The following is a 19,955-nucleotide window of genomic DNA, read 5'->3' on the forward strand; positions in this document are numbered from 1 at the left end:
CGAGGAGGTAATTCATATATTACTGGCTGTGTTTCGGCACGCTGTTGAGTTCTCAAAGAACACGCGCACACCGCAGCTAATCTCCGAAGAGAGTCACTTCCGGGGCTGTGTCGTACTTAGAAGTCTTTCGCCGCACTCCGTTCCGGCTGTGTTTCCCGGCCCGTTCCGTGCTGGCATGGAGAAATTTACACGGGGCCCCCACGAGATCCAAATCGGGGGTCACGTACGGCGTAACCGCAGGTCAGGCAGCACGCAGACGGCTCAAACCCGCCAAGATCGACGCACAGTGTGACCGGGACCACGCAGACAATCTTGTATCCAGCCTCAACGGGGTGCGGCCGGCAGGTGCACGGTGACCGACAAACCACCGGTCGGCACGGCCACTGCCTGGGCAAACCCGCCATGAGCAGCCACCGCGGCACGCACGATGGAGAGCCCCAACCCCGTTCCGGACTGGCTGGTCCGGTCCTTGACCCCGCGACGGAACGGCTCGAACAGCTCTTCCACGCGGTCCGGCGGGATCAACGGCCCCGACGACGACACGCGCAGAACGGACCACTGCGGCCCCGTCTCCACCACGGTCTCGATCCATCCGCCGACGTGGTTGTGGCGGACGGCGTTCTCCAGCAGGTTGCCGGCGATCCGCTCCAGCAGTGCGGGATCCCCGACCGCGAGCGCCGGCACGCACCGGAACACCGTGCGCAGGTTGCGTGCCTCGGCCTCGGCCCGTGCCGCCCTCCACGCGGACTCGACCACAGCGGACAGGTCGACCGGCTCGCGCACAGCGAGCCCGATCCCGTCCGTGCGCGCGAGCAGCAGCAGCGCGGACACCAACTGTTCGGCACGCTCCCCCGCCGCACGCACGACGCCGGCCATGCGTCGCAGCTCTTCGACGTCGGCGTCCGGATCGGACAGAGTCACGTCCAGCTCGGTGCGCACCACCGAGAGAGGAGTGCGCAGTTCGTGCGATGCGTTCGCCACGAACCGGCGCTGCGAGTCGAAGGCGGCTTCCAGCCGGTCGAGCATCGCGTCGAAGGTGTCCGCGAGCTCCGCGACCTCGTCGCGCGGGCCTTCCAGCCGCAACCGCGACCCCAGCGACTCGGCCGACAACCGGCGAGCAGCCCCCGTCACGTCGTGCAGCGGCTTCAGGACGCGACCGGTGAGCGTCCAGGTCAGAACACCGGCGGCCACGACCATGCACGCGAACGCGATCAGCCCGGCCCGCAGCAGGTCCTGGCGGGCGGCGGCCGTCAACGCGTCGGTCAGCACCTTCACGGTGACGGTGACGCCGTCCACCGTGACCTGGGTGTCGGAGGGGAACGACGGCGACGAGTCGAAGACCCGTCCCACCAGCGTCCAGCCGAGGAACAGCAGTACGGCGCTCACGACCGCGACGAGCGCGGTGGTGAGGAGCGTGATCCGAAGGCGAAGCCCTGGTCCGCGCCTTCGCATAGGTCAGTCCTCAGCAGATCCGTTCGAAGCACTCGGCACCCGGTAGCCGGAGCCCACGACGGTGTCGATGATGCCCGGTTCCCCGAGCTTCTTGCGCAACGTCATCACAGTGACGCGCACGGTCGTGGTGAACGGGTCGGCGTTCTCGTCCCACACGCGCTCAAGCAGCTCCTCGCTGCTGACGACCGAGCCCTTGGCCGCGAGCAGCACCTCGAGGACGCCGAACTCCTTGCGGGTCAGCTCGATCGGCTGCCCGCCGCGCGACACCGTGCGCCGCGCGGGGTCCAGTTCCACGTCCTGGGCGGCGAGCAGCGGCGGCGTCGCGGGGGTCGCGCGCCGGGCCAGCGCCCGCACGCGCGCGACCAGCTCGGGGAACGCGAACGGCTTCGCGAGGTAGTCGTCCGCACCGAGCGACAGTCCGGACACGCGATCCTCGATGGAACCGCTCGCCGTCAGCATCATGACCCTGGTGAGCGCGCCGGAGCTGAGGATCTCCTTGCACAGCTCGTCGCCGGACATCCCCGGCAGGTCGCGGTCGAGCACGACCACGTCGTACCGCGTGACGGTCGACTTCTCGTGCCCGGTCTCGCCGTCGTAGGCGACGTCCACGGCCATGCCTTCGCGCCTCAGGCCGCGAGCGATCGCGTCGGCCAGAGGCGCCTCGTCCTCGACTACCAGAATCCGCACGCCTCAAAGGTGCCACACGCACCTGAGAAGGCGCTTAACGACACCTTCACCTGCTGCGTGCAGGCCGATCGACGACGACCGTCGAGGCGCTCTGCAGTGCCCGGAGCTCCAGCAACGCCGGGTGCTGCTCCGCCAGCCGGGCCGCGTTCAGCAACGACCGCAGCGCCGCCGTCTCCCCGCGTGCCCGCTCCAGCGCCGCACGTCCCTCGGACGCCGCCACCAGCTCGGCCAGGGCGGCTCGGCGCAGCTCGGCGGGCATGACGACATCGCGAACCGCGACCTCGGCGACGGAGATCCCCAGCTCTTCGGCGCGCGGCGCGATACGAGTCGCCACCTCGGCCGCGATGTCCGCGCGCTCAGGGTCTACGGCCGAGTGTGCGCGAGTGACCACGGCACCGCGCAACGCGAGCTGCACGGCCGTGTAGAGCTCATCCTCAGGAGACGCCGCCTCCATCACGAACTTCGTCGGCGACGTCACGGCCCACCGGACCACAACGGTCACGCGGACCAGAACGCCGTCCGCGGTCGGCACGTCCTGCGCCGCGGGCGTCATCGTGCGCGGGCGGATGTCGACGCGGGTCAGCACCGCGCGAAACGGCACCCGGTGGCGTCCCGGGCCGAGTTCACCGACCAGCTCTCCGCGGTCGAACCGGACGCCCCGCTCCCACGGGAACAACGTGCGCTTCATCGTCTCCACCCCCGTCCGGACAGGCCACGACCCCGGTCGGCGAGGCGGGGAGCGGGAGTCCACAAGGGACTCTCAAAGCTCCTCGCCCCCGTGTGCGACCGGGGTCGTGGCGTCAGGATTTGAACCTGGTCTCTACAGAACCAACGCGTCCGCCCGATTCGCGGGACCCGAGTCGGGAAGACCTGCCGGGCCGCTGAAGCGAACGCTCACGGTGGTGGAGGTTAGCCGACCTACTTCTCCACGTGCTCGTCAATTTCGACGGGCAGGCACTCCAGGCGGGCGGCCCACTCCGTCACGCGGCGTGCGACGTCCTGCGCGGTGATGCCGCACAACGCGAGCACCTCGCCACGCTCACCGTGGTCGTGGAACTGCTGCGGCAGAGCGATGTCGCGCAACGGCACCTCGACGTCGGCATCGCGCAGGGCGGCCGCGAGAGAGGAACCGAAGCCACCGTGGCGGCCACCGTCCTCAACGGTCACCACGAGCTTGTGCGACGCCGCCATCTCCACGAGGTCCACCGACATCGGGTAGATCCACCGCGGGTCGACCACCGTCACGCCGATGCCCTGGTCCTCCAGCCGTTGCGCGGCTTCGAGACCGAGACCGCCCAACGCGCCGACCGTCACCAGCAGCACGTCGGTGCCCGAGCGCCTCAGCACGTCCACGGAACCCACGCGCTCCAACGCGGGCAGGTCCGGGCCGACGGAGGCCTTCGGGTAGCGGATCACCGACGGCGCGTCCGAGATCGCCACGGCCTCCTTCAGCTCCTCGACCAGCGTGCCGGCGTCACGCGGCGCAGCCACGTGGACGCCGGGGATGACGCCGAGGATCGACATGTCCCACATGCCGTGGTGCGACGCGCCGTCCGGGCCGGTGACGCCGGCCCGGTCGAGCACGACCGTGACGCCCTGCTTGTGCAGCGCGACGTCCATCAGCAGCTGGTCGAACGCCCGGTTGAGGAACGTCGCGTAGACGGCCACCACGGGGTGCAGGCCACCGATCGCCAGACCGGCGGCGGAGGTCAGCGCGTGCTGCTCGGCGATGCCGACGTCGAAGAACCGCTCCGGGAACGCCTTGGCGAACGGGTCCAGTCCGGTGGGCCCCTGCATCGCGGCGGTGATCGCCACGACGTCGGAACGCTCGCGGCCGACGTCCACCAAGGCGTCGGAGAACACGTGCGTCCAGGTCCGGCTGGACGGCTTGACGTCCTCGCCGGTGATCGGGTCGATGACGCCGGTGGCGTGCATCTGGTCGGCCTCGTGGTTCTCGGCCGGCGCGAACCCCATGCCCTTGCGGGTGACCGCGTGCACGATCACCGGGCCGCCGAACGACTTCGCGCGCTGCAGTGCGGACTCCAGCGTCGCCATGTCGTGACCGTCGACCGGGCCGATGTACTTGAGACCGAGGTCCTCGAACATCGCCTGCGGCGCCAGCGCGTCCTTGATGCCGCGCTTGGCGGCGTGCAGGGCGGCGTAGAGGGGCTTGCCGAAGAACGGCGTCTGCTGCAGAGCGCTCTTGCCCTTCTCCAGCACGCGCTCGTAACCGGGACGCAGCCGCAGCGACGACAGGTGGTCCGCGAGTCCACCGATCGTCGGCGAGTACGAGCGGCCGTTGTCGTTGACCACGATCACGACCGGACGCGTCTTGTCCGCCGCGATGTTGTTCAACGCCTCCCAGCACATGCCACCGGTCAGCGCGCCATCGCCGACGACCGCGACCACGTGGCCGTGAGCGCCGTTGATCTGCTTCGCCTTCGCCAGACCGTCCGCGTAGGACAGCGCCGTCGAGGCGTGCGAGCTCTCCTGCACGTCGTGCTCGGACTCCGACCGCGACGGGTAGCCCGACATGCCGCCCTGTTTGCGCAGCCGGTCGAAGCCGTCACGGCGGCCCGTGACGATCTTGTGCACGTACGACTGGTGACCGGTGTCGAACACGATCGGGTCCTGCGGCGAGTCGAAGACTCGATGCAGCGCCAGGGTCAGTTCGACGACACCCAGGTTCGGGCCCAGGTGCCCGCCCGTCTTGGACACCTTGTCGACCAGAAAACGCCGGATCTCGTCGCACAGCTGCTTCAGCTGCGCGTCGTCCATCCGTTTCAGATCAGCTGGTCCGTGCACGGACTCCAGCAGGGTCACCACGCCCACCTCACTCCTGAAGACTTCGGCTCAGTCTACGGAGACGCGACTGAGACGCAGCTTCAGCTCGTCTCAGGTACGAGCAGGGCGATGCACTCCATGTGGTGGGTCATCGGGAACGCGTCGAACGCCCGCAGCTCCGCGAGCCGGTAGCCCTGAACTGTGAATTCGGCCAGGTCGCGGGCCAGGGCGGCGGGGTCGCAGGCGACGTAGACGACCCGCTGCGGACGCCGTCGTGCGACTTCAGCCACAACGACCTTGCCCGCTCCCTTGCGAGGGGGGTCGAGGACCACGACATGAGGGTTCTCGACGGGCAGTTTGCGCGTCACAGCGCTCTCCACCTTGTCCGCCACCCACTCCACCTGGGACATGCGCCGGAGGTTGCGCCGGCCGTCCTCCACGGCACCGGGGAAAGACTCCACGACCAGCACGGATCCGCTTTCGCCGACCTGCCGTCCGAGCACGGAGGCGAAGAGGCCCGCACCGCCGTAGAGGTCCCACGCGCGTTGTCCCGGCTCGGCCGCGGCCCACTCCCCCACGACGGACGCGAACGTGTCCGCGGCGGCCGGGTGGACCTGCCAGAAACCGTCCGCGGAAACTCTCCACTTTCGTTGGGCGGCGATCTCGACGGCCGTACCGGTTCCGGCGCGTCGCGTGGTGTGTCGGCCGCGCACCTCACCCACATGACGGTTGCCGTCACCGTCCTGGACGATCGTGAGCTCCTGTGCCCGCCACTTTCGGTCGGTCACCGCCTCGACCATGCCCGGCTTGGAGATCACACAGTGGTCGACCGGGATCACATCGTGGGAACGCAGGCCCCGGAAGCCCGGCTTCCCGTCGCGGCCGACGGCCATCCGGATCCGCGTCCGCCATTCCAGCGGACCGCCCGGCAGCGCCTCCACGACCACGTCGCGTTCGATCTTGGCGAGCCTCGCCAGCTGCTCGCGGACGACCTCGGCCTTCAGCTCGCGTTGCGCGTCCCACGAGACGTGCTGGAAGTCGCAGCCGCCGCACAGCCCCGGCCCGCTGAACGGGCACGGCGCCTCGACCCGGTCGGGTGACGCCTGAAGGATCTCGACGGCGTCCGCACGGCAGAACGATCCGCCGTTGTCCTCGTACACGGAGACCACGACGCGCTCACCGGGCAGCGCGTGACGCACGAACAGAACGCGTCCCTCATGCCGTGCAACGAAATGCCCGCCGTGCGCGACAGGCCCTACTTCTACTTCGAACTTGCGTCCGGTCCAGTCTTCCTTGGTCGAGCTCATCGGTCGTCAAGTCCCCTTCGGACAGCGCCGGGCGCGATGACGTCCTTGTCCTTGACCTTCACCGAGGACTCCAGCTGCCACGGCACGCTGGTCACCATCACACCCGGCTGGAAAAGCAGCCTTCCCTTGAGCCGCAACGCGCTCTGGTTGTGCAGAAGCTGCTCCCACCAGTGGCCGACGACGTACTCGGGGATGAACACCGTAACAACGTCGCGGGGGTTGTCCGTCCTGACGCGCTTGACGTAGTCGAGAATGGGCTTGGTGATCTCCCGATAGGGAGACTCGATCACCTTCAGCGGGATCTTGAAGTTCTCCTTCTCCCACTCGGCGACGAGCTTGCGGGTGTCGCCGTCGTCGACGTTGACCGTGACGGCCTCCAGCACGTCCGGACGCACGGCCTTGGCGTAGGACAAGGCCCTGAGCGTCGGCATGTGCAATTTGGACACCAGCACCATCGCGTGGTTGCGCGCGGGCATCGTGCGCACGCGCTCCTGCTTGCGCAGTTCCTCGGCGACGGTGTCGTAGTGCTTGCGGATCGCCGTCATCAACGCGTAGATGGCGGCCATCGCGGCGATGGCGATCCACGCGCCCTTGGTGAACTTGGTGATCAGCACGATGACAAGCACGGTCGCGGTCATGACGAGACCGAACGTGTTGATCGCCTGCGACCGCCGCATCCGCCGGCGCGCCTGCTCGTCGGTCTCGGTCTTCAGCAGCCGCTGCCAGTGCCTGATCATGCCGAGCTGACTCAGCGTGAACGACACGAACACACCGACGATGTAGAGCTGGATCAGCCGGGTCACCTCGGCGTCGAAAGCGATCACCAGCACGATCGCGAACCCGGCCAGGAACACGATGCCGTTGGAGAACGCCAGCCGGTCGCCGCGGGTGTGCAGCTGCCTCGGCAGGTAGCGGTCCTGGGCGAGGATCGAGCCGAGCACCGGGAAGCCGTTGAACGCGGTGTTCGCCGCGAGCACGAGGATCAGCGCGGTCACCGCCGTGACGAAGTAGAAGCCGGGCGGGAAGCTGTCGAACACCGCGCCCGCGATCTGGGCCAGCATCGTCTTCTGCTCGTAGTCCGCCGGGGCGTTCGTGATCTGCTGCTTGGGGAACTCGGCCATCCGCACATCGGTCAGCTGGGCGAGCACGATCAGGCCCATGAGCATGGTCACCGAGATGCCGCCCATCAACAGCAACGTCGTCGCGGCGTTGCGGGACTTGGGCTTGCGGAACGCGGGCACGCCGTTGCTGATCGCCTCGACGCCGGTGAGCGCGGCGCAGCCGGACGAGAACGCCCGCATCACCAGGAACGCGAAGGCGAGGCCCATGAGGTGGTCCTGCTCGGCGTGGATCTCCAGGCCGGAGCTCTCCGCGCGCATGTCGTCGCCCATGACGAAGCCGCGGACGAGGCCGTAGCCGATCAGGCCCATGATGCCGATCATGAACGCATAGGTGGGGATCGCGAACGCGGTGCCGGACTCGCGGATGCCGCGCAGGTTGATCGCCGTGAGAATCACGATCGCGGCGACGGCGAACTCCGCCTTGTGCGTCGCCACGAACGGGATGGCCGAACCGATGTTCGCCGCCGCGGCCGAGATCGACACCGCGACCGTGAGGATGTAGTCGACGAGCAGGGCGCTCGCCACCGTGAGCCCTGCTCTGCGTCCCAGGTTGACCGTCGCGACCTCGTAGTCACCGCCGCCGGACGGATAGGCGTGCACGTTCTGCCGGTAGCTCGCGACGACGGTCAGCATGACCAGGACGACCGCGACCCCTACCCACGGTGCCAGTGCGTAGGCGCTCAAGCCCGCCACCGACAGCATCAGGAAGATCTCCTCCGGGGCGTAGGCGACCGACGACATGGCGTCGGAGGCGAACACCGGGAGGGCGATGCGTTTGGGCAGGAGGGTGTGCGCGAGGCGATCACTGCGGAACGGCCGTCCGACAAGGAGGCGTTTGGCAGCGGTGGCGAGCTTGGACACGGCCAGAGCGTAAGGGGTCCGCTCACCGGGACGGGCTGATGCTCGGTAGGTTCTGCGGAGAGTTCGCCTGAGGAGGCATGTCGTGCACGTGGTGATCATGGGTTGTGGCCGGGTGGGGGCGTCCCTGGCCAGGGCCCTGGAGCGACTCGACCACCAGGTCGCCGTGATCGACAAGGATGCGCAGTCGTTCCGCAGGCTGGGCAGCGACTTCCACGGCCAGCAGGTCATCGGCAACGGTTTCGACCGCAATGTCCTGATCGAGGCCGGTGTCGAGCGCGCCGGCGCGTTCGCGGCGGTCTCCAGCGGTGACAACTCGAACATCATCTCGGCGCGGGTCGCGCGCGAGACGTTCGGTGTCGAGCACGTCGTCGCGCGCATCTACGACCACAAGCGCGCCGCGGTGTACGAGCGCCTGGGCATCCCGACCGTGGCGACGGTGCCGTGGTCGACCGACCGGTTCCTGCGGATGTTGCTGCCCGAGGGGGCGTCGACCGCGTGGCGCGACCCGTCCGGCACCGTGGCGGTGCTGCCGATCGAGGTCGACGAGGCCTGGGTCGGGCGCCCGGTGCGCCAGCTCGAAGAGGCGATCGGCGCGCGCGTGGCGTTCGTGATGCGCTTCGGCACGGGTGTCCTGCCGGACGCGAAGACCGTCGTGCAGGCGGACGACTCGATCTACGTGGCGGCGCTGTCCGGCACGATCACCGACGTCGCGGCGGCGGCGCTGCAGGCACCGGAGGAGAGCTGATGCGGGTCGCCATCGCCGGCGCGGGGGCCGTGGGACGGTCCATCGCGCAGGAGCTCGTCTCGGACGGGCACCAGGTCATGCTGATCGAAAGGGACCGGGCGCACTTCGACCCGAACTCCGTCGAACAGGCCGAGTGGGTCCAGGCCGACGCGTGCGAGCTGTCCTCTTTGGAGGACGCGGGCATGCAGCTGTGCGACGTGGTGATCGCCGCGACCGGTGACGACAAGGTCAACCTCGTGGTGTCGCTGCTGGCAAAGACGGAGTTCGCCGTCCGCCGCGTCATCGCGCGCGTGAACGACCCCACGAACGAATGGCTCTTCACCGAGTCGTGGGGTGTCGACGTGGCCGTGTCGACGCCACGGCTGCTGGCCGCGATGGTCGAGGAGTCCGTGACGATCGGCGACGTCGTGCGGCTGATGACGTTGCGGCAGGGGCAGGCGAACCTCGTGGAGATCACGCTCGACGAGTCGACGCCGTTCGCCGGCCGGGCGGTCTCGGAGCTGACGATGCCGCGGGACGCCGCCCTGGTGACGATCCTGCGCGGCGGGCGGGTCATCGTGCCGCAGCCGGACGACACGCTCGAGGGCGGCGACGAGCTGTTGTTCGTCACCACCGCCGCGGTCGAGCAGGACATCAAGGCCGCTCTGGGGTACTGAGGCCGCTTTCTGCCTGCGTGTCTGGGGAGGCGGGCACCTGCTTTTTGTGAGCGATCGGCTGCCCTTGGTCGGGCGCTGGTACGCCACACTCGGCGCGATTGCGTCGCTCGTGCCTACCGCGGAAATCGCTCGAATCCGCGTTGATGACCGTGCCGCAGGATCTCGTGGACGTGGCTCTCGTGCGCGTCGGTGACGACGACGGGCGCGTGTCGCTCGGCTGATTGATATCCAATATATCGGGCTCACACAACACGCTGTCTACGACCGTCAGCGCGCTTTCGCCGCATCGCCGCTGGTCCGAGCCCCGAGCCTGACCGTTGCTGGTTGGCCCGCCAGCCTCCCACAGCCTTTGCAATGAGTCTTTTGACGTCGTCCGCAAACGTTTTTTGCATCTGATGGTCAGCGAGACGGGCAGAAGCAGGCAGCCGAGACTCCATGTGTCGGATGTCAGTAGGCGATCCGCCGCGGGGCGCAGCCGGGCGCCGTTCAGACGCCGCACAGCAGTCCGCGACGATCGAGCCCCGCGACGTTCGCACTCCATCGCGGCGTCGGGTCCGGAAACGACACTGCCGGTGCCCCCAAGTGGAGGCACCGGCAGCGAAGCGTGAAGCGGGTCAGTCTCTGGACTTGTCGCGGGACTCGGCGTCGACGACGCGCTTGAGTTCGTCCATGTCCGGGGTGAGCAGGTCGTCGGCCGTGCGTGCGAGGACGGCTTCCGTCGCCGCTTCGGCATCCGCCTTGGCCTTGGCCTCGGCTGCCTCCTCGGCCTCCTTGAGGCGCTTGTCCGCGCGGCGGACCGCCCAGACCGTGGCGAGGAGGGCGATGGCCATCAGCGGGTAGCCCATGCCGAGACGGGCGACCGCGAGCCAGCCGACCTGGTCCTCGTCGTAGAGCCAGCGCTGGACCACGAAGCGGGCGAAGAACACCAGGGCCCACACGAAGGTCGCGATGTCGTAATCGCGGACCGAGGCCTTGTCGTCGCGCCAGGAGCGGTCTCTGCCGTTGAGGAACGTCCAGATCACGCCGGCGAGCGGCCGGCGCAGGATGATCGACAGCAGGAACGCGCTGCCGTACACCACGCTCTGCCAGATGCCGAAGAGGAAGAAACCCTTGGCCTCGCCTGTCTTGTACGCGATGAACGCCGCGATGCCCACGCCGAAGACGGCGGAGATCGCGGGCTGGATGGTGCCCTTGCGCACGGCCAGGACCACACCGATGACGACGGCGGCGGCGAGCGAGCTGATGATCGCCGCCATCAGGTTCTTGGTCATGAAGTTGACGATCACGAAGACGAGCACGGGCAGCGACGAGTAGAGCATTCCGCTCACGCCGCCCATCTGATCGAGGACGGTGGGCTGCTTTTCTTCGGTCTTGACTGAGGTCATGAAGCGTTCTGCAACTCGTAATAGGGGTTGTAGAGCACCTTGCGCCCGTCGCGCACGGCGATGCGGCCCCGAGCCTTGATCGTCCGACCAGGCTCGATTCCCGCGATGCGACGGCGGCCGAGCCAGACGAGGGTGACGCCCTCGGTGCCGTCGTAGAGCTCGGCTTCCAGTGTGGCGGCCGCGTCCCGCGGGCAGAGCTCCACGGTGCGGAGCCTTCCGAGGACGGTGACCTCCTCACCGGACTTGCAGTCGCAGGCCTTCACCGCGCCGACGGCCTCCGCTTTTCGCGACAGGTCGTCCGCGTCGAGCTCGGTCACGTCGCTGGTCAAGCGACGTACCAAGCGGCGCCAATAGCCGCTCATCCCCGACTCCTGCATTGCTCAGGTGGCCCCGTGGTGTGGACCGTCTGACAGTGAGGGTACGCACGGGCAACGACAATCTTGGGCGTGCCTGCCGAGACTGTGCTTCTGCTGCCCGGAACCGCCTCTGACGAGGTGTTCGTCCGTTCGGTGTTCACCGAGCCGTTGTCGCAGGTCGGTGCCGTTCTCACCGCACCACGTGTCCGCACACTCAGTGAACGGTTGACGGCCCTTGAAAATGCCCCGGCAAGCCACCCGATCGTGGTAGGTGGTGTTTCGCTGGGCGCGCACGTCGCCGCGAGGTGGGCGGTGGCCAACCCGGAGCGGTGCGCGGGCTTGATCCTGGCGCTACCTGCGTGGACCGGCGCTCCGGACGAGGCACCCGCGGCGCTGGCGGCCAAGGCGAGCGCGCAGATCGTCCGGACCCAGGGCCTCACGACGGCGCTCGCCGGCACGACCGGCTGGCTGCACGACGAACTGACGAGGGCATGGCACGGCTACGGCGACGAACTCGTGCCGCATCTCGAAGAAGCCGCCGAATCGCTGGCGCCCACCCTCGACGAGCTGAAGTCGCTGAACGTGCCGACGGGCATCGTCGGGTGCACCGATGACCCGGTGCACCCGATCGTGGTCGCGCGGGCATGGGCCGAAGCCATCCCACGCGCCGTGCTCGTCACCACGACGCTGGACGCCTACCCGCACGCGTTGGGGCGTGCGGTGCAGGCGTGGCAGCAGGCGCGTTAGCCCTGCTGTTGCTGGATGTGCCGGGCGATCGCTTCCGGCAGCTCGACCGGCAGCGGGGTGCGGGGCGGCATCGGCTGCTCACCGCGCACGACCACGGTGCCGCGCAACATCTCGCGCAACGCCTGCGAGTTCTGCTCGAAGTGCTCCTCGGGGCCGGCCGCGACACCGCGCAGCATCCAGCGCGGGCCGTCGACGCCGACGAAGAGGATCTGCACGCCCTGGTTGCGCGCGGTGATCTCCTCGCCCCACTCGCCGTTCTCGCGGTTGATGCGGGCGCCGTCCTCCTTGAGACCCTCGATCAGCTCGGCGCCGACCTCCCGCCACAGGCCACCGGACTTCGGCGCGGCGAACGCGCTGACCGTCAGCTGGCCGACGGACGTAAGGACGTGCACGGCGCGCACGGAGCCGTTCTGCTGGTCCATCTCGACCTGCAACTGGGCCTCGTCCGGCATCGGCAGCAGCACCGATCCCAGGTCCAGCCGCTCCACGTCGTCCTGGGGAGCGACCGTCGAGTCCCACGGGCCCTCGACGTCGTCGAAGACCTCGTCGTGCTCCGGACCGGTCTCGACCGCCCCCGAGGAGTGACGACCGCGCTTGCGGCGCCTTCCGAACATGCCCCTACCCCTCCGCCTTCATCCGGGCGAGCACCACGTGCCCGCCGGTCGAGCCATAGCCTTCCGCACCGCGTTCCGTCTCCGGCAACTCGGTCACCTCCCGGAACACCGCGTGCTCGACGCGTTGCACCACGAGCTGCGCGATCCGGTCGCCCCGCGACAGCACGATCGGCTCCCGGAGATCATGGTTCACGAGGCAAACGCGAATCTCACCGCGGTAGCCGGAGTCGATCGTGCCCGGCGTGTTCACCACGCTCAGCCCGGCCCGGGCGGCCAGGCCCGACCTCGGGTGGACGAAGCCCGCGAACCCGTCGGGCAGCGCGATGGCGACACCGGTGCCGACCACGGCGCGCTCTCCTGGTGGAATGACCACGTCCGACGTGGTGACCAGATCTGCGCCCGCGTCGCCATCACGGGCGTAGGCGGGCACGGGAACCCCCGGATCGAGCCGGGTCAGCAACACCTCGACGCTGGACACGGCGGCCGAGATTACCCTGACGACGTGAGTGAGACTGCCGTGACCGCCACTACGACCTTCCGCGAACGCCTGTACGTGACGTGGTGGATCTGGCCGCTGCCGCTGCTCGCGGCCGCGCTGCTGGCCGCCGAGGTGCACATGGGCTTCCCCGGCGTCAGGTCCTGGCTGCCGTACGTGATCCTGCTCCCGCTGACGGCCGCCCTGATCGCGAAGATGGGGTCCACGAAGGTGGAGGTCGCCGACGGAGAGCTGCGCGCGGGTGACGCGCACATCCCGCTGGAGCTGCTCGGCGACGTCGAGATCATCGCTCCCGAGGACCGCCGCCGGACCATGGGCCGCGAACTGGACCCCGCGGCGTTCGTCGTGCACCGGGGCTGGGTCAAGCCGCTCGTGCGGGTGCGCGTGAACGACCCGGAGGACCCGACGCCCTACTGGGTGATCAGCACGCGTCGTCCCGACGAGCTCGCCGCCGCGATCAAGTCCTGAGAAACACAACTGGGCGCCACCCGTGAGGGTGAGCGCCCAGTTCTTTCTCCAGCGGACTGAACTCAGGCGCAGTCCCGGCAGATGTACGTGCCGCCGTTGTCCTCGGCGAGCCTGCTGCGGTGGTGCACCAGGAAGCACTTCGAGCACGTGAACTCGTCGGCCTGCTTGGGCAGGACCTTGAACGTGAGCTCCTCACCGGACAGGTCGGCGCCCGGAAGCTCGAAGTTCTCCGCGCTCGCGTCCTCGTCGACGTCGACGACGCCGGACTGCGTCTCGTTCCGCCGGGCTTTCAACTCCTCGAGGGAGTCCTCAGCGAGTTCGTCCGCCTCGCTGCGACGCGGCGCGTCGTAGTCGGTCGCCATCTTCTTCACCCCTGCGGTCTACGGAGACTGTTCGTGTCGCTGGTTAACGCTCCAGCGACCTCTTTTGTGCCCCACGTCAAGGTGACGTAGGTCTCCCACACCCGGCGGGCAAGCCAACCCCCTTGACGTGACCGTCGGCTTGATCGAAATGTGTGCGGAGCGCGCAGAGGGTAGCTCATTGCCCGAGTGGCTCAACATCGGGTTACCCCTTACCGACCGGACGGGTGACACAACCTTTCTACGCTGGACCGATACCCTGTGCGGGAGCACGTGTGCCGTGGCGTGCAACCTGGCGCCGGGCCGGTACCGTCCTGACTGTGAGCAATCAGGAGGGTGCAGTGGGTCACGCCCGCCAGGGCGCGCATCAGCCGGGTTGGGCCTAGGCTGATCTCAGGGACGGATCACGGGGAGGGCTTCGAACGTGGGATCCGCATCGGGGAGCTTGACGCCTTACAAGAGGCGTCGGCCCGTGCCCGCGCTCGTCCTGTTCGCGGTGCTGTTGGTCAGTTCCGTGTTCGTGTGGGTGAAGGTGCTCGGCAACGCGAGCGACGTGGACGCGGCCATCAAGTGCAACGCGCCCGGCAACGTCACGACATCGGTCACCGGCGCGGCGGATCCGGCCGCGGCCTCGACGCCGCAGCCGCAGGCACCGCCGCTGGGCACCGTCCTGGAGCACGACGCGCTGGACCGCACGAACCCGGTGCCGGTCGGCGAGGTCAACTTCAAGGTCGTGAACGCCTCGACGCAGCGCAACCACGCCAAGGCCGTCGCGACGATGTTCACCGAACTGGGCCTGAAGCAGGCGGCCGACCCCGGCAACGACGCGATCTACCCGGCGGGCGACATGACCTGTCGCGGCCAGATCCGCTTCGGCGCGCCCGGCGCGTCGGCGGCCAGGACGCTGTCGCTGCTGGAGCCGTGCCTGGAACTCGTGCGCGACGACCGGCAGGACGCCACCGTCGACATCGCGATCGGCAAGAAGTTCGACGAGGTCAAGCCGAACAGCAGCGCGCGCAAGATCCTCGACCAGCTCAGCGAGTGGGCGGCGCAGCAGCCGGAGCAGCAGGGCGGTCAGGTCGCCGCGGCCACCCCGCCGACGCTCAACGCCGACAACCTGGCCGGCGCACGCGACGTGACCTGCTGACTTCCGCAAGGCCGCGCGCTACCTTGCGCGCATGGGGGTAGATCTTCGTCCGGACGAGCGCGTCCTGTGGCAGGGCGAGCCGGCACATCACTCGGTCTTCCTGAGGCTGGACCTGAAGTGGATCCGGTTCAGCCTCAAGTTCGGCGCCGTCAAGATCGCGCTCATAGCGGGGCTGGCCTTCCTGACGCACGGGTGGACGGGCTTCTTCGCCGACTGGTCCACCGCCCTGCTGGTGTGCGGCGCGTTCGCCGTGCTCGATCTTCTCTATCTGGCCGAGCCGTTCCTCTGGCGCTACCGGACGCTGCGTCGCACGACCTACTACGTCACCGACCAACGCGTCGTGTCCATTCCTGGAAGGCGGGCGCGGTCGGTGAAGCTCGCCGACATCGACAACTTGTCCTTCACCGAAGAACCGGACGGCTCCGGGCACATCAGGCTCGACCGGCGGATCATGCCCGACGGCTACGGCAACGGGACGGTCGCCGAGCTGATCCACGTGCCGGACGTGCGCCAGGTCGTCACCCTGCTGTCCACGTTGACGGGCCTCCCCGAATCAACGTTGATTCAACGTTGATTCGGGCCCCTTATGCAAAAGACGTTTGCGGACGACCGCAAACGTCTTTTGCACAACCAATATATTAGCGCTCTGACCTGCGGGTCAGACCTTGCCGAAGCCCGACTCGACGAGGGCGTCGTACATCTCGTCGGCGATGCCGGGTGCGGCGGCGAACGTCGCGTCCTGCCCGAGTTCGGGGGACGATCCGGGCAGCCGCACGACCGCACCGGCCTCCGCGGCGATCAGTCCGCCGGCGGCCCAGTCCCAGCGCCCCAGCCCGTGCTCCGCGTAGGCGTCGAGCCGTCCGGCGGCTACCGAGCACAGGTCGAGCGACGCCGCGCCGGCGCGCCTGAGGTCACGCACTCGCGTGGCCATGCCGGCCCACGCGGCGGCCTGCCGCTGACGACGTTCCGGCCGATACGCGAAGCCGTATCCCAGCAACGAGAGAGACAGGTCCGTCGTCGCCGAGACGCGCAACGGCGAACCGTCCAGGAACGAGCCGTACCCGCGTGCGGCGGTCCACATGCGGCCGGTGGCGGGCTCGAACACCGCGCCCGCGACGGACTCGCCGTCGAGCTGCGCTGCGATCGAGACCGAGTACCAGGGGATTCCGTAGAGGTAGTTCACGGTGCCGTCGATGGGGTCGACGACCCACGTCAAGCCTTCGACGGCAGCAGGACCGTCGAGGCCGCCCTCCTCCTCGCCGAGCACGGGCTCGCCGGGGCGCAACTCGGACAGACGCGTCCGGACGAGTTGTTCTGAGGCGCGGTCAGCTGCGGTCACCACGTCTGTAGAGGTGCTCTTGGTGTCGAACGAGACGACGGCGGAAGCGCGCATGCGCTGAACAAGGGCACCCGCTTCTCGTCCGATCGCCGTCGCGATGTCGACGAGTGGCCGGGGATCGAACACGACCGGTTCCCTCCTGCGTCACTAGCACGGGACTATCGGACACCGTCAGGCTAATGTCTGCGCACCACAGGTGTACTGAATCGAAACCAGCTGGATCTAGTAGGAAGGACCACGGGGATGGGCATCACCCGCGGGTTCGGTGTGGACATCGGCGGCTCGGGCGTCAAGGGCGGCCTGGTCGACCTCGAAGCAGGAGCACTGGACGGCGAACGCTTGCGGATCCCCACGCCCCAGCCTTCGACGCCGGAAGCGGTGGCGGAGGTCGTCGCGGAGATCGTCGAGAAGTTCCAGTGGGACGGTCCGGTCGGCATCACGCTGCCGTGCGTGGTCAAGCACGGTGTCGCCCTCAGCGCCGCGAACGTGGACAAGGGCTGGATCAACTGCGACGCCCAGCAGCTCTTCGCCGCGCGCCTCAAGCGCAAGCCCGAGGACATCGTCGTGATGAACGACGCGGACGCGGCCGGCATCGCGGAGATGACGTTCGGCGCGGGCGTGGGCAAGAACGGCACCGTGGTCCTGCTGACGTTCGGCACGGGCATCGGCAGTGCGGTGTTCCTCGACGGCAAGCTCGTCCCGAACACCGAGTTCGGCCACCTCCAGGTCGACGGGCACGACGCGGAAACGCGCGCGGCCGCCTCCGTGAAGGAGGAGAAGGACCTGTCCTGGGAGGAGTGGACTCCGCGGGTCACGCGGTACATCAACGTGCTCGAGGACCTCATCTGGCCCGACCTCGTCATCGCGGGTGGCGGTGTGAGCAAGAAGGCGCACAAGTGGTTGCCGTTGCTCGAAGTCCGCACCGAAGTGGTCGCCGCGGCGCTGAAGAACGACGCCGGCATCGTGGGCGCCGCATGGGCCGCCGCGCACGGTGTCAGGCCGTAGTGAGCGTTCGACACCGAAACGTGTCCGACTCGATCTAGCTGCGGGAACGCAGGTGAGAGCGCCTCGAAGCACCTCGGGGCGCAACACCGCGTCACGGACGTCGTTACAATGGAACGCACACCCGCCAAGCAAGATCGGCGGGGAGATCCCCCGAACTCTGGCGACCGAGGTTTCGCGCCCTCCGGTTTGCCTTGAACGACCGTCGCGAAAGGGCGTACGTGGCAGCCGCAGAAACCGCAACCCGACGCTCCAGCTCCGCCGCGAGCGCCGCCAAGACCACCAAGGCGACCGCGGCCGGCGAGGCCGAGGAGAAGCCGAAGCGCAAGACGACCGCTGCGGCAGCGAAGAAGCCCGCAGCCGGCGCCAAGGCCCCGCGCAAGACGGCCGGCAAGGCCGATCCTGCCGCGAAGGGCACCGCCAAGAAGGACGGCGACGACCCCGAGGACATGGAAGGCGCTCCTGGCGCCGAGGACCTGGTCGAGGACGTCGAGATCGTCGACGAGCCCGTCGTGGACGAGCCCGAGGAGGCGGAGGACCCCGAGAACAAGGGTGACTTCGTCTGGGACGAGGAGGAGTCCGAGGCCCTGCGCCAGGCGCGCAAGGACGCGGAGCTCACCGCCTCGGCCGACTCGGTCCGCGCCTACCTCAAGCAGATCGGCAAGGTCGCCCTCCTCAACGCCGAGGAGGAGGTCGAGCTCGCCAAGCGCATCGAGGCGGGTCTCTACGCCGCCGAGCGCGTGCGCCGCTCCGAGGAGGAAGCGGAGAAGCTCACGCCGCAGCTGCGCCGTGACCTGCGCTGGATCGTCCGCGACGGCGAGCGCGCCAAGAACCACCTGCTCGAGGCGAACCTCCGCCTCGTCGTGTCGCTGGCCAAGCGCTACACCGGCCGCGGCATGGCGTTCCTGGACCTGATCCAGGAGGGCAACCTGGGCCTGATCCGCGCGGTCGAGAAGTTCGACTACACCAAGGGCTACAAGTTCTCCACGTACGCCACCTGGTGGATCCGTCAGGCGATCACCCGCGCGATGGCCGACCAGGCCCGCACCATCCGCATCCCGGTGCACATGGTCGAGGTCATCAACAAGCTCGGTCGCATCCAGCGCGAACTGCTCCAGGACCTGGGCCGCGAGCCCACCCCGGAGGAGCTCGCCAAGGAAATGGACATCACGCCCGAGAAGGTGCTGGAGATCCAGCAGTACGCGCGTGAGCCCATCTCGCTGGACCAGACGATCGGCGACGAGGGCGACAGCCAGCTCGGCGACTTCATCGAGGACTCCGAGGCCGTCGTCGCCGTCGACGCCGTCTCGTTCACGCTGCTGCAGGACCAGCTGCAGTCCGTGCTCGCGACGCTGTCCGAGCGTGAGGCGGGCGTCGTCCGGCTGCGCTTCGGCCTCACCGACGGCCAACCGCGCACCCTGGACGAGATCGGCCAGGTCTACGGCGTGACGCGTGAGCGCATCCGCCAGATCGAGTCCAAGACGATGTCGAAGCTGCGTCACCCGTCGCGTTCGCAGGTCCTGCGCGACTACCTCGACTAGGTCTTACCCGGTCATACGCAGACAGCCCCGCACCGGTTCGGTGCGGGGCTGTTCTGTTTTTCGAATACTCATGCTTCCGTGCTCGAAAGGGCTTTCACGCTGACCGCTGCGCGATGCCGAAAACGGGCCTGAGAGCCTGCTCCAGCGTTCTGAAGGTGGCGCGGCAGGCGTCTCCAACCGCCGCAGCGCCAGGGCCGTGAGAGAGGCTGTGAGGCACGCCGCCTGAGCGATCAGCGCGGCCCTCGCGGGTCGAACGGAGAGGCCTGAAGCACACTTTCGACCAGGATTTGATCACGGTTCCGCGTCCGAATCGTGGGACGTTCGTGACCTGTTCGCGGAGGGCGGACAAAGGCAACCGATATCACACTCCCGGTCGCACGCAACCGACCGAATGGCCCGAACACACTGCTCCACCAGCGGGTTTCCGGTCGCTCAGCGTGCGTGTCAAGGCGGTGAACCGGTGGCAAATACATGTGTGGGCGTGCTGCAGGCGGGTAAATCGCATAGTGACGCGAGTCGCCACGTACACGGGAACACTGACTATCGCCGAAACGTCTGTCAGAGTGGAGCCAGCGAGCACCGCGCACCGGCCAGGGGCGCTGTGGTCGCAGCTTGGTAAGAGGGCACCGAAACACACCGTTTCCGGTGCTGGGACGGAGGGAGATCCATCATGACTGCAGCACTCACCCGCCCCGAGTTGACCGCTGCCGACCGCTGCGACCGCTGCGGGGCTGCTGCCCAGGTTCGCGCCGTTCTCCCGTCCGGGGGCGAGCTGCTGTTCTGCGGGCACCACTCCCGCGCACACAGCGAAAAACTGCGCGAGCTCGCTGCTGAAATTCAGCAGGGCTGACTTCCACCCCACCTAGCCGCTCGGGGCGGAGATCCTTC

Annotated in this window: 21 protein-coding genes; 9 read left to right on the top strand and 12 right to left on the bottom strand. The window is 68.4% G+C overall.

Annotated elements, in window-relative coordinates; all coding sequences use genetic code 11:
- Positions 1-324: 324 nt before the first annotated feature.
- The 6 genes from AB0M48_RS44095 to AB0M48_RS44120 all read right to left on the bottom strand — a co-directional run bounded on the left by AB0M48_RS44095 (position 325) and on the right by AB0M48_RS44120 (position 8,212).
- Entirely contained in the window at positions 325-1,452 is a 1,128-nt protein-coding gene (locus tag AB0M48_RS44095; RefSeq protein ID WP_363854877.1) for a HAMP domain-containing sensor histidine kinase, read from the bottom strand.
- 3 nt (positions 1,453-1,455) lie between these two features.
- Positions 1,456-2,139, bottom strand: a complete 684-nt coding sequence (locus tag AB0M48_RS44100; protein WP_319984458.1) for a response regulator transcription factor — start codon at positions 2,137-2,139, stop codon at positions 1,456-1,458.
- 46 nt (positions 2,140-2,185) lie between these two features.
- Entirely contained in the window at positions 2,186-2,827 is a 642-nt protein-coding gene (locus tag AB0M48_RS44105; RefSeq protein WP_363854881.1) for an SPFH domain-containing protein, read from the bottom strand.
- Positions 2,828-3,057: 230 nt separating this feature from the next.
- Positions 3,058-4,962, bottom strand: coding sequence for a 1-deoxy-D-xylulose-5-phosphate synthase (gene dxs, locus AB0M48_RS44110; RefSeq protein WP_363854885.1), 1,905 nt, complete (start codon positions 4,960-4,962; stop codon positions 3,058-3,060).
- 62 nt (positions 4,963-5,024) lie between these two features.
- On the bottom strand, positions 5,025-6,230 hold the full coding sequence (locus AB0M48_RS44115) for a class I SAM-dependent RNA methyltransferase (protein ID WP_363854888.1): 1,206 nt from the start codon (positions 6,228-6,230) through the stop codon (positions 5,025-5,027).
- Positions 6,227-8,212, bottom strand: a complete 1,986-nt coding sequence (locus tag AB0M48_RS44120; RefSeq protein ID WP_363854890.1) for an APC family permease — start codon at positions 8,210-8,212, stop codon at positions 6,227-6,229. The genes AB0M48_RS44115 and AB0M48_RS44120 overlap by 4 nt, the downstream gene beginning before the upstream one ends.
- An 82-nt stretch (positions 8,213-8,294) precedes the next feature.
- Here AB0M48_RS44120 and AB0M48_RS44125 point away from each other — a divergent pair, with 82 nt between their 5' ends.
- Together AB0M48_RS44125 and AB0M48_RS44130 are read left to right on the top strand one after the other, a co-directional pair.
- Positions 8,295-8,957 carry a TrkA family potassium uptake protein gene (locus tag AB0M48_RS44125; protein ID WP_363854892.1) on the top strand — a complete coding sequence of 221 codons (663 nt, stop codon included), beginning with the start codon at positions 8,295-8,297 and terminating at the stop codon, positions 8,955-8,957.
- Positions 8,957-9,613, top strand: a complete 657-nt coding sequence (locus AB0M48_RS44130; RefSeq protein WP_319984453.1) for a TrkA family potassium uptake protein — start codon at positions 8,957-8,959, stop codon at positions 9,611-9,613. Before AB0M48_RS44125 ends, AB0M48_RS44130 begins: the two co-directional genes overlap by 1 nt.
- Before the next feature lie 614 nt (positions 9,614-10,227).
- Here the strand turns inward: AB0M48_RS44130 and AB0M48_RS44135 are convergent.
- Both AB0M48_RS44135 and AB0M48_RS44140 read right to left on the bottom strand, forming a co-directional pair.
- Positions 10,228-10,998 carry a DUF3159 domain-containing protein gene (locus AB0M48_RS44135; protein WP_363854895.1) on the bottom strand — a complete coding sequence of 257 codons (771 nt, stop codon included), beginning with the start codon at positions 10,996-10,998 and terminating at the stop codon, positions 10,228-10,230.
- Complete coding sequence (locus tag AB0M48_RS44140) at positions 10,995-11,375, bottom strand: OB-fold nucleic acid binding domain-containing protein (protein ID WP_363854897.1); 381 nt, start codon at positions 11,373-11,375, stop codon at positions 10,995-10,997. The genes AB0M48_RS44135 and AB0M48_RS44140 overlap by 4 nt, the downstream gene beginning before the upstream one ends.
- A 69-nt stretch (positions 11,376-11,444) precedes the next feature.
- Between AB0M48_RS44140 and AB0M48_RS44145 the strand changes: the two genes are divergently transcribed.
- Positions 11,445-12,101, top strand: a complete 657-nt coding sequence (locus AB0M48_RS44145; RefSeq protein ID WP_363854900.1) for an alpha/beta hydrolase — start codon at positions 11,445-11,447, stop codon at positions 12,099-12,101.
- On the opposite strand, the gene AB0M48_RS44150 is transcribed toward AB0M48_RS44145, so the two are convergent.
- Together AB0M48_RS44150 and dut are read right to left on the bottom strand one after the other, a co-directional pair.
- Positions 12,098-12,715: a DUF3710 domain-containing protein gene (locus AB0M48_RS44150; RefSeq protein WP_363854903.1), complete on the bottom strand. Its 618-nt coding sequence runs from the start codon at positions 12,713-12,715 to the stop codon at positions 12,098-12,100. The two genes, AB0M48_RS44145 and AB0M48_RS44150, sit on opposite strands and share 4 nt — an antisense overlap.
- A gap of 4 nt (positions 12,716-12,719) precedes the next feature.
- Positions 12,720-13,193: a dUTP diphosphatase gene (gene dut / locus AB0M48_RS44155; protein ID WP_363854906.1), complete on the bottom strand. Its 474-nt coding sequence runs from the start codon at positions 13,191-13,193 to the stop codon at positions 12,720-12,722.
- Between the two features lie 24 nt (positions 13,194-13,217).
- On the opposite strand from dut, the gene AB0M48_RS44160 reads away from it, so the two are divergent.
- The gene (locus AB0M48_RS44160) at positions 13,218-13,679 is read left to right on the top strand and encodes a DUF3093 domain-containing protein (RefSeq protein WP_319984446.1); all 462 of its coding nucleotides are present in this window, start codon (positions 13,218-13,220) and stop codon (positions 13,677-13,679) included.
- Positions 13,680-13,741: 62 nt separating this feature from the next.
- Here the strand turns inward: AB0M48_RS44160 and AB0M48_RS44165 are convergent, their stop codons facing one another.
- The gene (locus AB0M48_RS44165) at positions 13,742-14,041 is read right to left on the bottom strand and encodes a DUF4193 domain-containing protein (RefSeq protein ID WP_030474775.1); all 300 of its coding nucleotides are present in this window, start codon (positions 14,039-14,041) and stop codon (positions 13,742-13,744) included.
- A gap of 421 nt (positions 14,042-14,462) precedes the next feature.
- Here AB0M48_RS44165 and cei point away from each other — a divergent pair, with 421 nt between their 5' ends.
- Positions 14,463-15,185 (top strand): envelope integrity protein Cei, encoded by a 723-nt coding sequence (cei, locus tag AB0M48_RS44170; protein WP_363854911.1) that lies wholly within the window; start codon positions 14,463-14,465, stop codon positions 15,183-15,185.
- Between the two features lie 31 nt (positions 15,186-15,216).
- Complete coding sequence (locus tag AB0M48_RS44175; protein ID WP_363854913.1) at positions 15,217-15,759, top strand: hypothetical protein; 543 nt, start codon at positions 15,217-15,219, stop codon at positions 15,757-15,759.
- A gap of 84 nt (positions 15,760-15,843) precedes the next feature.
- On the opposite strand, the gene AB0M48_RS44180 is transcribed toward AB0M48_RS44175, so the two are convergent.
- Positions 15,844-16,650 (bottom strand): inositol monophosphatase family protein, encoded by an 807-nt coding sequence (locus AB0M48_RS44180; RefSeq protein ID WP_363854916.1) that lies wholly within the window; start codon positions 16,648-16,650, stop codon positions 15,844-15,846.
- 117 nt (positions 16,651-16,767) lie between these two features.
- Between AB0M48_RS44180 and ppgK the strand changes: the two genes are divergently transcribed.
- The 3 genes from ppgK (at position 16,768) to AB0M48_RS44195 (ending at position 19,917) form a co-directional block, all read left to right on the top strand.
- On the top strand, positions 16,768-17,529 hold the full coding sequence (gene ppgK / locus AB0M48_RS44185) for a polyphosphate--glucose phosphotransferase (RefSeq protein ID WP_363854918.1): 762 nt from the start codon (positions 16,768-16,770) through the stop codon (positions 17,527-17,529).
- 218 nt (positions 17,530-17,747) lie between these two features.
- Positions 17,748-19,067, top strand: coding sequence for an RNA polymerase sigma factor (locus AB0M48_RS44190; protein WP_266042071.1), 1,320 nt, complete (start codon positions 17,748-17,750; stop codon positions 19,065-19,067).
- A 670-nt stretch (positions 19,068-19,737) separates the two neighbouring features.
- Entirely contained in the window at positions 19,738-19,917 is a 180-nt protein-coding gene (locus AB0M48_RS44195; protein WP_030464836.1) for a hypothetical protein, read from the top strand.
- The last annotated feature ends 38 nt before the right edge of the window (positions 19,918-19,955 follow it).

Origin of the sequence: Lentzea sp. NPDC051208, assembly GCF_040682435.1 — a bacterium.
GTDB lineage: Bacteria > Actinomycetota > Actinomycetes > Mycobacteriales > Pseudonocardiaceae > Lentzea > Lentzea kristufekii.